The following is a 13730-nucleotide window of genomic DNA, read 5'->3' as shown; positions in this document are numbered from 1 at the left end:
GGAAAACCGTGAAATCACTCTTCTGTAATTTGTTCATCTTTGTCATGAAAATCTTTGATATTAGATTCATGAGAAAAATACTTCTTCTTTTTACGGCCTTAATCGCGATTTCATCTTGCTCCTTTGACACCCCAGAGAACTACTTTGACAGAACAACGCTAAACACGAACAAATTAAGAGACTTTGGTAGTGCACGACTCAAAAGAATGATAGCCGAAAAAGATGGCGACATGCTCTTTACCATCAAGAATGAAGAATTAGAAAAGACCAGCAGCGTTGAAGAACACATTCTCAATTTCTTGTTACCGGATATCGAGAAAGATATTAAAAAAGTGAAGGACCTCAAGCCGACCGAAGACACCGAGGCGATGATAGAAGCTTCTCTCGAGGTCTATGATTTTGCCAAAAAAAAGTACGAAACCGACTATATTGAAATCGCCAAATTGATCGATCGTCAAGCTCCAAAAGCCGAAATCGCGGCCTTGATGGAACAATTTGATGACGAAAACGTGCCTAAATTGGAATCGCTACATGAAAAGCTTATGATTATTGCTATGGCCTATGCCGAAGATAACGGTATTGAAGTCAAACGTTATTGATCTTAAAACAAAGCAATAATTGCTTCTTGAGCGAATCGGATTCTATTGGACAAAGCGAAGTGTGTGAAACCAGAGATTTCTATCTTCAAAGTTCGTAGTACTTAATTTTTCCACGGACGCCGGGGCGCTGAATACTTTTCCTGACACCACTAAAACCCATAGCCGTTCAGGCCTTTCTTGGGATTTTATAAAATAAATAAGATCAGGAAAGTCAGTTCGTTCGGGCAAAAAATGGGTTACTAATTTTAGGCGGTCTTGATAAGAAACTTGCGGTTCTTGGGCTACCCAAAGCTCGGTAGAAGAAGGCAATCTCGGGAAGGATTTCAAAGAAACCTCCTCAAATCCAATATCAGTAAGTTCTAGCTTCTTTTTCAAGTCCTCTAAAAACCCAGATACTTTTTTAGTCGAAGGTATCTCAAGGCTGATAAGCACATCCGGTTCTAGATAGGTCTCGTTGTCTGAGGGAACGACCAGCATTCCGTTTTGGACTTCAGGTGTAATACCCGTTGGAATCGGCATGCCATTTTCGAAGGTACTCACCCTACCGGAAATATGCGTGAATGCCACACCAAAATCCTTATCCTCAAATCTAAGGGTCTCCAAAACCGATTTACTTTCCTCAACTTGAGTGGCATATCTCGAATTATAGTCGAATGTAAAATACCCAAACACTCCTACTACCGATAGTAACCCTAAAATTGGGAGGGCGATGATACCTCCTAAAAGCCATTTTTTCCTTCCAGACGGGCTTTGATTCAAAAATAGACTTAGTATGAACGCAAGTAAAAAGCAGACAAAGAGAACTCCCACAAAAACAAGCGGGATGAAATTGCTCAATCCATCCGCACCAACACTTGAGAAGTACATCACATAAGCGCCGACTATTCCGAAAAAAAAGGTGAAAACCAGTAAAATCAAGCTTGTTTTAGTCATGTTGGGCTATCTTTTAAAGCTATTACCCCGTGCATCCAACGCAAATCTCGCCATATAAAGTATATTCGAAGTAGATTTATGAGTTCTTAATCCATATACAACGGGAAAAATGAAAAACTTAACTAGTGCTTGTCTCAAATTTATGGTGTTCACAGTACTTATGTCTCCCTTAGCCACAATAGCTCAAGACACCTATCAACGAAACAGTTCAGCTGATGTGCAGGCCTATGTCTTTGACCTCAAGTTAAGCGACCAAAGTAATACCATTGATGGTGAAGCGGAACTAACGGTTGATTTCAAAAATGAAGTCAACGAATTCGCCCTTGACCTCATCGCAAAATCGGAAACATTTGGAATGACCCTGAAAGGGGTTTTCGAAGATTCGGTCAAAGTAGCGTATACGTTTGCCGGGAATAAAATCAAAATCATTCCATCTCCCGGGCCTTCAAAACAGAGAACATATACGATCAAATACCAGGGTATTCCAGAACGGGGTTTGGTCATCGATACCACAAAATTTGGCGAGCGTTCTTTCTTTGGTGACAATTGGCCCAATCTTGCAAGACACTGGTTGCCGTCTGTGGATCATCCGTCCGATAAAGCCAGTGTAGAATTTCACATTACGGCACCCGATCACTATGATGTGGTCGCTACAGGAAAAAAAATAGAAGAGAGCAATTTAGACAATGGGTACAAACTTACGGTTTATAAAGAACCTGCACCGGTGGCCATGAAAGTAGTGACCATTGGGGTAACCAAATTTGCCAATAGACTTTTGGGAGAAGTGGAGGGCATTCCCATTTCAGCCTGGGTATATCCGGAAAATCGATTGGATGGTTTTTCCGATTATGGTGTGGCCACCAAGGTTATGGAATACTTCATTGACCGCATTGGACCCTATTCGTATGCCAAGCTGGCCAATATGCAGGCCAAGACCCAATGGGGTGGTTTAGAGAATGCAGGTACCATAGCTTATTTTGAAAATTCCGTAACCGGAAAAAATGAGGTCGAAGGCCTCATCGCCCACGAAATCGCACACCAATGGTTTGGCAATTCGGCCTCCGAAAACGACTGGAACCACGTTTGGCTCAGCGAAGGGTTTGCCACCTACTTTGCCATTCTATATCAAGAAAGTGTGTACGGCAATGATAAACGCCTAGAGGAACTCGCGCTAGACCGAGACCAAATCATCGCCTATTACGAAAAAAATCCGTCGCCCATTGTCGACCCTAGCATTACCGACCCTATGAAAGTATTAAGCACCAACACCTACCAAAAAGGAGGCTGGGTATTGAACATGCTACGCCACCAACTCGGCGATGACACCTTCTGGAGCGGCATACGCGCATACTATAAGCAATTTCGAAACTCAAATGCCATGACGGTTGATTTCAGAAGTGTGATGGAGAAAGTATCCGGAAAAAATCTTGACCGCTTTTTCAAACAATGGATCTTCACCAAAGGCTATCCAGAACTCAAATGGGATTGGACCTATGAAAAAGGAAAGGTCTTTTTAAACCTAGAGCAAACACAAGAACACCATATATTCGATTTTCCACTTGAAGTCGAAATCAATGAAAATGGGAAATCCGCCATTTCAACCGTTCAAATGAACGGTAAATCATCCACTTTTGAAATAGAAGTAAGTTCAAAGCCCTCCTCTATGCAACTCGATCCAAATCTTTGGCTTCTATTCAGGGAGCATAAAAAATAATGATTTTTAAGAATGAGGGGGTTGGCTCTTCTGTTTGATTTTCACGGTTTACAGGGAAGAAAATGGGTGTCAAACAATCGACTTTTGTATTCAAACGATTGTTTCTTTAATTTTACCTAATTCCCCTATACAAATGACCAAACCGATTCTATTCTTCGTTTGTCTGTTTTTTTCGTTGCAAGCCACATCGGCCCAGATAACCAATGACAGCACGATTGATCTTTCCAGCAACAAACTAGCGGAACACTACCTAAAATTACTTCAGCAACACTATGCCAATGGCGATTACCAGTTGCATAAGGCCTACAGTGATTCGCTACTATTGGTTGCAAAAGCAAACGGACTGACCAAAATGCATGTCTTGGCCCTGGTGAACCAGGCTGTTTTTCACAATAATCGTAGTTCTAGGTTAAAATCCATTGAATTGTATCATGAAGCGCTAGCACAATGTGAAAAAATTCCAGAAGATTTTCGGTCCAAAACGGTAGTATTGGTCAATATGGGCAACACCTATAACAATATCGGTTCTTACGACAAGGCGATAGCGACCATGGAAAAAGTGCTCGCTGTGGCGGAGCGTACCGAAAACTCGGACCATGTAAAGGCAGCCGCACTGATAGGATTAGCCAATAACTACCATGAATTGAAAAACTATGAAAAGACCTTGGAATATGCCAATAGGGCGAAATTTCTTGGGGAGGAAACCAAAAATGAGATTACTTTGGCATCTTCCTTCAATAGCATTATCGATGTCTACCTGAACATCAAAGAATATGACAAGGCCCTGGAAATGGGAAAGGAAGCCTTGAAATTACCCATATCTAAGAAGCCCACCAAAAAAAGAGGTTGGCTATTGCTCAACATGGGTATTGCGAACTACCATGTTGACGAGCTCGACACTGCTTTGGACTATTTAAAAGGCTGCGTTAATCTGGCCCAAGATAAAGGGCTTTTGGAGATTGAAATGTATGGCCAAGAATATCTGGCAAGGGTACATGAACAAAAAAAGGACTTCAAGGCATCCCATACCGCTCAAAAAGAATATGCACTCTTGCGAGACAGGTATTTACAAGATAAAAAAGAGGCCTCAAATGCCGATCTAAAAAAAGACATTGTACTAAAAGACGAGAAACTGAGCCAAAACAACCAACAACTTTTGGCTTTTTCAAATAAAAGAAAGCAAATACTCATTGGAGGAACAATGCTATTTCTTGTCTTAACCGGACTGTTGTTTTTCTTTATCAAAAGAAAAAAGGCCATCGAAATCGAAACAACCAAGTTAAGGGCACAATATATAGGTCTCCAACAAACCCTCAATGAGGATAAAAATGGAGCTGTGAACATATCATCAGGCAAAGAACCTGAAGAAAACAGTCAGGTAACACCTTATAAAAACTCTTCACTTACCCCTAGCACCAGACAGGAATTCAAAAAGAAAATCCTCGACTTTATGGAATCGGAGAAACCCTATCTTAATCCGAACCTCAATCAGTCTGACCTGGCCGGGCAAATCGGAATCAGCACCCATCATTTTTCTGAAGTATTGCACTATAGTTTCGAACAGAACTTCTATAACTTCATGAATTCCTATCGGGTAATCGAAGCACAAAAATTGATGAAAAGTATCAACTACAAAGACGTCAAGTTAATTGCGATTGCCTTTGATTCAGGCTTTAAAAGCAAGACCTCATTTTTCCGCGTTTTTAAAAAGCATACCGGCCAAACCCCTTCAGAATTCCGCAGCAAAATCTAGTTTCACAGCCTTCCATGTACTTCCTAAAAAGGGTTCCACTCGTTAGAATGGTACTCTTTTAACACAATCTATGGTACTTGACCTCGTTATAAAAGCTCAAGTCTCATAACCTACACCAACCATGACCCAAAAACTGCTATCTTTTTTTGTACTCTTATTTTTAGGTACAAGTGTTTTCGCTCAATCATTTAACTCGATTTGGGATACCTCCAATACAAGTACGGGCTCTTCAGCCCTCAATCAGATCACCATTCCTATCAACTCGGCTTACACGTATAATTATAACGTTGATTGGGGAGATGGTACATCGGATACGAATCAAACCGGCAACATCACACATACCTATGCCGCTCCGGGCACCTATACCATTATGATCAGTGGCACCTTCCCTGCAATCCACTTCAACGATGGTGGTGATAGAAATAAAATCATTGAGATTTTGGATTGGGGTACCATTCAGTGGCAAACGATGGAAGATGCCTTTCACGGCTGTGAAAATGTCAACTTCGATGCCATTGGGGCGCCGGATCTTTCACAGGTGACCTCTTTAAAGAACATGTTCAGAAAAGCAACATCCTTTAATGGTATTATGAATGGTTGGGACGTAAGCTCCATAACCGATATATCAGGACTTTTTGAGGAAGCATCAACTTTTAACCGGCCTTTGGATACATGGGATACGTCTGCAATTACTGACATGTCACATACTTTTCATAGGGCAGGGCGATTCAACGAACCGCTGGATAATTGGAATACTTCGGCCGTTACAACAATGGAATATCTCTTTTCAGAAGCCAGTAGGTTCAATCAAAATATCAATAGTTGGAATGTGTCCAACGTGACCAACATGATCGGTACTTTTAGATATACGGGTAGCTATAATCAACCTTTGAACAACTGGGTGGTCGATAATGTTACGGACATGTCGGAAATGCTCGCCGGAAGCGCATTCAATCATCCGATCGCCAATTGGAACGTGAGCAATGTGACCAATATGTCGCGCATGTTCTATCAAGCCCAATTCGACCAACCCATTGAGGCATGGAATGTTTCCAAGGTTACTGATATGAGCTATATGCTCGCAAGAATGCCCAATTTTAACAGGCCGGTAAACGCGTGGAATGTGAGTGCCGTGACGAACATGCAAGGAATGTTCGATGGATGGCCTTCATCAAACACGCCCTTCAATCAACCCTTAAATGGATGGGATGTTTCCAATGTAACCGATATGAGCTACATGTTCCGATATACGAGGGATTTCAATCAAACCTTAGATAATTGGGTCGTAAACAACGTGACCAGTATGGCCCATATGTTCGAGAGAGCCCCAGTTTTCAACCAAGACATCACCGGATGGAACGTCGACAATGTGACCAACATGAGTGCGATGTTTCAAAACGCCGAGGTGTTCAATCAAGATATCAGTGGCTGGAACGTAGGAAATGTAACGGATATGAGCCTCATGTTCTACGGAGCTTTGGTTTTCAACCAACCGCTTAATGGTTGGAACGTCGAACAAGTGACTACAATGAGGGGTATGTTCGCCCTAAACCCGGTCTTCGATCAGCCCTTGAACAGTTGGAATACAGCCGCCGTTTCGAACATGGGCAATCTGTTTCAAAATGCAAGTGCCTTTGACCAAAACTTAGCTACTTGGAACATTGGTAATGTCACGAATATGACCGACATGCTTTCCAATTCAGGTTTATCACAAGCAAATTATGATAATGTCTTAATTGCTTGGGAGGCACAGACCGTTCAAAACAATGTAAACCTTGGAGCAACGAACTTAAACTATTGTGATGGTCTAAATGCAAGACAGAACCTCATTGACAACTCAAATTGGACTATTACCGGAGATATTGTCAATTGTAGCTTCGTACTATGTACCAATCTCGTTTCCCCTGTTGATGGGGATACCAACGTACCGGCCAGTGCCAACCTTACCTGGGCCCAAACCCCAAATGCCACAGGGTATTATGTCACCGTTAGAATTATTCGAGGAGGTGTTGAATCCATTCCATTTAATGACCATGATGTTCCTGGTGGCAATACGGTAGGACTCGACCTTGAAAATTTGGCCGGTGATGATCTGCTAGAGCCCGGCGACGAAGTTTTCGTGACCATTGTGCCCTATAATAGCAGTAATGAGCGTGCGACCGGGTGTACCGAGGAAAGCTTTATTGTAGTACCTTCTTGGGTGAATAGTCCTGATGCGTTTAAACTCACTTATGACACCAGCTTGGTGGATTCTGATACCACCCCTGCAAATCAGTTGAAAATCGAAGCAAATACCGGATACCCGGCCTATCTTCCTTATGATTACTCCATTGATTGGGGCGATGATCAATTTGACAACCATGTTACAGGTGACATTACACATACCTATTTAGCACCAGGGGTCTATACGGTATCCATTATCGGCAACTTTCCTGCGCCCTACCATGATTACTCACATACGGACAACTACAAACTCATCTCCATAGACCAGTGGGGTACACAAGAATGGCAGTCTATGGAAAGAGCATTCTACTACTGTGAAAATATGGAGTACAATGCCACGGACGTACCTGACCTGACCAACGTATCTAATATGGCCAGCATGTTTGCCGGTTGCCGCCTGTTCAACGGCAATATGAACGGTTGGGATGTAAGTAATGTGACCAATATGAGTTATATGCTCATCGCAGCCAGGGTTTTTAACCAACCGCTAGACCAATGGAACGTTGGTAATGTCGAAAATATGTCGGGAATGTTTTTTGCCTGTGAGGAATTCGATCAACCCATTGGAAACTGGAATACGAGCAATGTGACCAATACTTCGCGCATGTTCAATACTGCCTATCTATTCGATCAGCCTATTGACGGCTGGGACGTAAGCAAGGTAACCAACATGTATCAAATGTTCGCGAACACTAGAGAGTTCAACCAACCCCTTGATAATTGGAATGTAAGTGAAGTTGCCGACATGAATGAAATGTTCAACAGGGCATCCGCCTTTAATCAACCCATAGACAGCTGGGATGTAGGTAACGTCACTAACATGTTCGCCATGTTCAGTTACGCAGAAGTGTTTGACCAACCCCTAAATCAATGGAACGTCTCCCAAGTAACCAACATGGGTAATATGTTTCGAAATGCTTTGGCCTTTGATCGACCTTTGAACAACTGGAATGTATCCTTGGTAACCAATATGGCCTCGATGTTCGCGTATGCCGAAACTTTTGATCAGAACATCAATGACTGGAATGTCACCAGCGTCATCGACATGAATTCAATGTTCAATAGGGCGGAAGGCTATAACCAACCCATGAACAATTGGGATGTAAATTCAGTGGTCAATATGTCTTCCATGTTTCAAGGAGCGGAAGTTTTCGATCAACCCCTAAACGCTTGGAATGTCAGTGCCGTTGCCAATATGGCCTCAATGTTCGAAGATGCAATAGTATTTAATCAACCCTTGAATTCTTGGGACGTTTCCTCTGTAACCCTAATGAATTCTATGTTCGAAGAGGCTTCAGCATTCAATGGTCAAGTCGGTAATTGGAATGTCGGTTCGGTCACCAATATGGAATCGATGTTCAAAGATGCTGTCGCTTTCAATCAGTCCATGCAGAATTGGAATACCGGGGAAGTACTTACGATGCAAGAAATGTTCAATGGTGCTTCTTTATTCGATCAAGCCATCGACTCCTGGAACACCTCCTTCGTCACCACAATGGAATCGATGTTCGAAGAGGCGACTTCTTTCAACCAACCACTCGGTTCTTGGAACACCGCTTCGGTAACCACTATGGAAAAAATGTTCAAGGACGCTACTTCCTTTAATCAGGATATTAATGCGTGGAATGTAAGGGGCGCCGATACCATGGAAGAGATGTTTGCTGGGGCGACAACCTTCAATCAATCGGTAAACAACTGGCGTGTATCCGGCGTAAACAATATGGATGGCATGTTCCAAAATGCCAGCACCTTCAATCAGCCTTTGGATCAATGGGACCTGGGTAACGTAAGCATGCAATCGGCCTTTCAAAATGCCTCCGCCCTGAATCAATATTTAGGGGATTGGAATATCAGTGGCATCTCTAACATGACCGATATGCTCGACAACACGGCATTGACCAGGGAGAATTATGACAATACCCTTATTGCTTGGTCCGAACAAACCCCCATTAGTGGTATTAATTTAGGTGCAGAAGGACTCCCCTACTGTGATGCCCTTGAAGAACGACAATCAATGATAGATACGTTCGGGTGGACTTTTAGTCTAGACGTTCGAGATTGTCCCATTCCGGTCTGCACCCAATTGGTTTCACCTTTAGATGGAGCGACCGATGTGCCGGTGAACACCAATATTACCTGGGAGGCCGTGCAATATGCGCGAGGATATCGTTTGACTGTTGGAACCACACCAGGGGGAAGTGATATTGTCAATAACGAAACCATTAACGATGAAACCTTCTATGAATTCGCCGTTGATTTTAATACCGGTGATACAGTTTATGTAAGGTTGACCCCCTTTAATGATGAAGGTGATCCTGGGTCATGCATCCAAGAGAGTTTCACAATTTCCGGTGATCCAGCAACCACCCCTGATTGTACCTCTTTAACCGACCCCTTACATAATGCGACCAACGTGCTTGTCACTACTGACCTCAACTGGAACCCGATTTCAAATGCCGATGGGTACCGATTGACCGTGGGTACGACTACAGGAGGTAATGATATTCTAGATGATGTGGATGTTGGAAACGTAATTACTTACGACTTTGCCACCGACCTTCCTGAAGACAGCGATATTTTTGTTGCCATAACCGCATATAACGACCAGGGGGATGCCTCTTTGTGTACCGAAGAACGTTTCCATACCGAATTGATTCCGGTACCTCCAATATGTACCAACCTGACCACACCAGTGGACAATGCTACCGATATTGCCATCGACACCAATTTGAGTTGGACGGCGGTTGCAAATGCCACGGGCTATCTTGTTGTAGTGGGTACCACATCAGGAGGTATAGAGGTTGTCAACAATGTTGACGTGGGTAACATGACCACCTATGATATCCCTGTCGATCTTTTGGAAAGTAGATTATACTATGTAACCATTATTCCCTATAATGACGAGGGCGACGCAATAAACTGTACCGAAGAAACCTTTAGAACAGGGGATTCTACCAGCCCCCCATCATGCACGCTCTTAAGCGCGCCGATCAACGGATCGACGAATATTGCCGTTGACACCAATCTGAGTTGGAACGGATCGGGCACCGCAGATGGGTATCGCCTTACCGTGGGAACTTCCTCTGGAGGAACCGACATTTTCTCTGGCGACGTCGGAACTATGACCACTCATGATTTTGTAGCCGATTTACCCGAAAACGCGACCATTTATGTCAATATTACCGCTTATAATGGCAACGGAGATGCAACAGGATGTACCGAGGAAAGCTTCACTACCGAAGGACCACCTTCCTGCACTACCTTGGTCTCACCAGCGAACCTAGAGACCAATGTTGCAATCGATGTGCCGAGTATTACCTGGAATGCCAGTGCAACTGCCGATAGTTATGAGATTACGATTGCGGCGTCCGGTAGTACTGCTAATGACGGAACCTTTGTCGTCACTTCGGGCACCAGTTATTCCTTTTCAAATGATTTTGAGCTTGGGGATGTCGTGGCCGTAACCATTATCCCAAGGAACAATTTGGGGACTGCCCCCGGTTGCGCTTCCGAAAGTTTCACCATTGTACCCCCACCTGTACCGCCATGCACCAGTCTTTCCAGTGCTACGACCGATCTTGGGCTTCGGCCGACGATTGAATGGAATGCGAGTACCGGGGCGGACGGATACAAACTGACCGTCGTCGGAGGTAGCAGCACGGCCAACAATGTCACCGACCTGGATATTCCATCGGGCACGACCTATACCTTCACCAACGATTTTGAACAAGGAGAAACGGTAGCCGTAACCTTGGTGCCTTATAATATCCAAGGCGATGCCTTTGGATGTTCCGCGGAAAACATAAGCATTAGGGCAGTACCCTCATGTAATAGCTTGATTATTCCTGGCGACGGAGCCGTTGACGTCGCAGTGGATACCGATATATCATGGACCACGGTAAGCGATGCTACAGGGTATCGATTAAGTGTCAACGGCAGTACCAGTACTGCGAACAACATTACCGATGTGCTCATTACCTCCGGGAATACCTATAATTTCCCCGATGATTTCGAGCAGGGCGAAATAGTTACGGTGACTATTATTCCTTACAATGAAGTGGGAGATGCTCTAAGCTGCGCAGATGAGAGCTTTGCCATAAAACCGGTTCCGAACTGTACTACCCTCATCGCGCCGACCAACGGTGCAGTCGGTGTACCTGTCGAAACCGACCTGAACTGGAATGCCGTAAGCGATGCCAATGGATACAGGGTTACCGTAAACGCAAGTGTGAGTACGGGAAATAATCAAACCTTCGATGTCACTGGTACAACTATTGATCTACCGAATGATTTTGAGCAAGGTGAAAATGTAGAAGTGACCATTGTAGCCTATAATGATATCGGGGATGCCATCGGGTGTAGCCCAACGAGTTTCACTATTGAATCCGTTCCCATGTGTACGACCCTTACTACACCTGTAAATGATGCCGTTATTGCCGATGTGAACGAAATCACTTGGACCGAGATTCCAGATGCCGATGGCTATAAGCTGACGATCAGCGGAAGCAACACTACCATCAATAATATCACAGATTTTGACTTTGCCGGCACCACCTATGTGTTTCCAAATGACTTCGACCAAGGAGAAGTCGTAACGGTCACAATAGTGCCCTACAACGAAGTTGGTGATGCTATCGGATGTGTTCCGGAAAGCTTTACCATCAGACCGCTTCCGAATTGTACAAACTTGGCTTCACCTATAAACAATGCTACTCAAGTTTCCGTCGCTACCGATATTTCATGGGATGCCAGCTTTGATGCCGATGGATATCGCATTTCGGTAGGTACCTCGCCAAATGGTGCGGATATCGTTAACGACGAAGATGTGGCCTCATTGACAAACTATACCTTTGCGGAAGACCTTCCTTCTGAAAGTCTCATTTATGTGACCGTTACACCGTACAATACTTCCGGTGATGCGATTGGATGTACTTCCAACAGTTTTGAAACGGAAATCATCGCACCCGAATGTGCCGTTCTCAATAGCCCGTTCAATGCCGAAATCGATGTGCCGCTTGACAGCGGTATCAGTTGGACCGAAGTCGAAAAAACAGATGGCTATCGTATTTCCATAGGAACGAGTCTTGGGGGTACTGATATTGTTGATAATCTCGACCTTGGTTTGACCACAAGCTACAATCATAATAGCGAGTTTCCTTTTGACACGGAAATATTTGTGAGTATCGTTCCCTATAATAGTGCAGGGGATGCGACGCAATGTGAAGAACAATCGTTTACTACTCTGGTTCCCGAAGACAATACCAAATACGGTTTCTCGCCTGATGGTGACGGTATCAATGAATACTGGCATATTGAAAACATCGAGTATTACCCTGAAAATATAGTGATTATCTATAACCGCTGGGGCGACGCGGTTTTTAGCATAGAGAATTACGACAACAGCGCTGCAGTATTCCGTGGCGATGCGAATCTCAAGACTAAAATGGGTGCAGGCAAACTGCCGTCGGGCACCTACTTCTTCGATATTCAAATTGAAGGGGAGACCATTTTAAAGAAAACCAAAGGATACGTAGTAATCAAGCGCTAAACCAATGAAGAAAACCAACAAAATTGGCACGCTGGCACTAGGTGTTCTGCTGTCACTCTTAACATGCCATTCAACTTTCGGTCAACAAACCGCTGTTTTTCCGGAATACAACTTCAATCCGTTTATTATTAATTCCGCTTATGCCGGACTCCTACCCGACACCGAAATGACAGCAAGCAATACAGGCTTCAGTTCTTTTGAAGGTAGCCCGAGAAACCTAAGCTTGAGTTTTCACACCCCTTTAAACGAAGGTAAGGTAGGTCTTGGGGCAGGCTTTGTCCGTGATGAAATCGGGGTAACTACCTCAACAAGTGCCTTTGCGGCCTATTCATATAAAATCTTTTTCGATTTCAAGGATGACCGACCATATTGGCAAATATACCAGCCAGGTACGCTGTCTTTCGGTATTACCGCAGGAATTCAACAATATCAAGATAATTTATTGGACCTTGGCATTTCGGACGATCCGAGGTTCAGTCAGAATATCAACGCTACGATACCTACGGTGGGTGTTGGTTTTCTGTTCAATCATGCTCGATTTTATGCCGGTGTCTCCACACCGAATGTATTGGGTGACCGTTTCGCTAGCGATGATAATCTACAGTTGGAAAGTCCGATTTATGGCTATTTTGGTTATCGTTTTTATAATAATCGTTTTGAAGATTTTATGTTGAAGCCAAGTGTATTGATCAAGAGCGAAAAAGGAGCTCCGTTACAAATAGATACCAATGTTTCTGTAAGCTATAGAAATCGATTCGAGCTTGGGGCGGGATATCGTAGTAATTCATCGGTAAACCTTTTGGCCGGCATTTATTTAATTAAGAACTTCCGATTGATCTATCACTACAATATGGCCCTGAAAGATTCTGTTTTACCCAACATTCACGGCTTGATGTTGAGCTATCGTTTTGGTAAAGGGTATGCTACGGACTAAAAATATCATAGGTGTATAATGGCCAA

General features: G+C 43.7%; 6 protein-coding genes. 5 read left to right on the top strand and 1 reads right to left on the bottom strand.

Annotated features, from left to right (window positions below; all coding sequences use genetic code 11):
* The first annotated feature begins 68 nt into the window (after nt 1-68).
* Complete coding sequence (locus ACKWCA_RS08350) at nt 69-599, top strand: hypothetical protein (RefSeq protein ID WP_413977720.1); 531 nt, start codon at nt 69-71, stop codon at nt 597-599.
* Nucleotides 600-641: 42 nt separating this feature from the next.
* On the opposite strand, the gene ACKWCA_RS08345 is transcribed toward ACKWCA_RS08350, so the two are convergent.
* Nucleotides 642-1532, bottom strand: a complete 891-nt coding sequence (locus tag ACKWCA_RS08345) for a hypothetical protein (protein WP_413977719.1) — start codon at nt 1530-1532, stop codon at nt 642-644.
* Nucleotides 1533-1641: 109 nt separating this feature from the next.
* On the opposite strand from ACKWCA_RS08345, the gene ACKWCA_RS08340 reads away from it, so the two are divergent.
* The 4 genes from ACKWCA_RS08340 (at nt 1642) to ACKWCA_RS08325 (ending at nt 13704) form a co-directional block, all read left to right on the top strand.
* Nucleotides 1642-3246, top strand: coding sequence for a M1 family metallopeptidase (locus tag ACKWCA_RS08340; protein ID WP_413977718.1), 1605 nt, complete (start codon nt 1642-1644; stop codon nt 3244-3246).
* Between the two features lie 133 nt (nt 3247-3379).
* Nucleotides 3380-4999, top strand: a complete 1620-nt coding sequence (locus tag ACKWCA_RS08335; RefSeq protein ID WP_413977717.1) for a tetratricopeptide repeat protein — start codon at nt 3380-3382, stop codon at nt 4997-4999.
* Between the two features lie 121 nt (nt 5000-5120).
* The gene (locus ACKWCA_RS08330) at nt 5121-12770 is read left to right on the top strand and encodes a BspA family leucine-rich repeat surface protein (protein ID WP_413977716.1); all 7650 of its coding nucleotides are present in this window, start codon (nt 5121-5123) and stop codon (nt 12768-12770) included.
* Between the two features lie 4 nt (nt 12771-12774).
* A complete protein-coding gene (locus tag ACKWCA_RS08325) occupies nt 12775-13704 on the top strand; it encodes a PorP/SprF family type IX secretion system membrane protein (RefSeq protein ID WP_413977715.1) in 930 nt (309 codons plus the stop codon).
* The last annotated feature ends 26 nt before the right edge of the window (nt 13705-13730 follow it).

It is taken from the genome of Maribacter corallii, assembly GCF_047345415.1.
In the GTDB taxonomy this organism is placed as follows: domain Bacteria; phylum Bacteroidota; class Bacteroidia; order Flavobacteriales; family Flavobacteriaceae; genus Maribacter_C.
This window is presented reverse-complemented; position numbering and strand designations above follow the sequence as displayed.